The organism is Burkholderia sp. MSMB1072, assembly GCF_001524725.1.
Taxonomy (GTDB): domain Bacteria; phylum Pseudomonadota; class Gammaproteobacteria; order Burkholderiales; family Burkholderiaceae; genus Burkholderia.
Map to the genome: position 1 here is coordinate 1 of NZ_LOYC01000049.1, position 735 is coordinate 735.

Annotated in this window: 1 protein-coding gene; it reads left to right on the top strand. The window is 68.2% G+C overall.

What is annotated here, in order from left to right; all coding sequences use genetic code 11:
- Nucleotides 1-735, top strand: a 735-nt coding sequence (locus WS89_RS24140) for an efflux RND transporter periplasmic adaptor subunit (protein ID WP_156440608.1), incomplete at both ends; no start/stop codon positions are given.

The following is a 735-nucleotide window of genomic DNA, read 5'->3' on the forward strand; positions in this document are numbered from 1 at the left end:
GGCCAGCGCCTCTACAAGATCGATCCGGCGCCGTACATCGCCGCGCTGAACAGCGCGAAGGCGACGCTTGCGAAGGCGCAGGCGAACCTCGTCACGCAGAACGCGCTGGTCGCGCGCTACAAGGTGCTGGTCGCCGCGAACGCGGTCAGCAAGCAGGACTACGACAACGCGGTCGCCACGCAAGGGCAGGCCGCGGCGGACGTCGCGGCCGGCAAGGCGGCGGTCGACACCGCGCAGATCAACCTCGGCTATACGGATGTCGTGTCGCCGATCAGCGGCCGCGTCGGCATCTCGCAGGTGACGCCGGGCGCGTACGTGCAGGCGAGCCAGGCGACGCTGATGTCGACGGTGCAGCAGCTCGATCCGGTGTACGTCGACCTCACGCAATCGAGCCTCGAAGGGCTGAAGCTGCGTCAGGACGTGCAGAGCGGGCGTCTGAAGACGAGCGGCCCGGGCGCGGCGAAGGTGACGCTGATCCTGGAAGACGGCAAGACCTACTCGGAGCCGGGCAAGCTGCAGTTCTCGGACGTGACGGTCGACCAGACCACGGGCTCGGTGACGATCCGCGCGGTCTTCCCGAACCCGGGCCGCGTGCTGCTGCCGGGGATGTTCGTGCGTGCACGGATCGAGGAAGGCGTGAACGAGAACGCGTTCCTGGTGCCGCAGATCGGCGTCACGCACGACCAGAAGGGCCAGGCGATCGCGATGGTGGTGAACGCGGCCAACAAGGTCGAG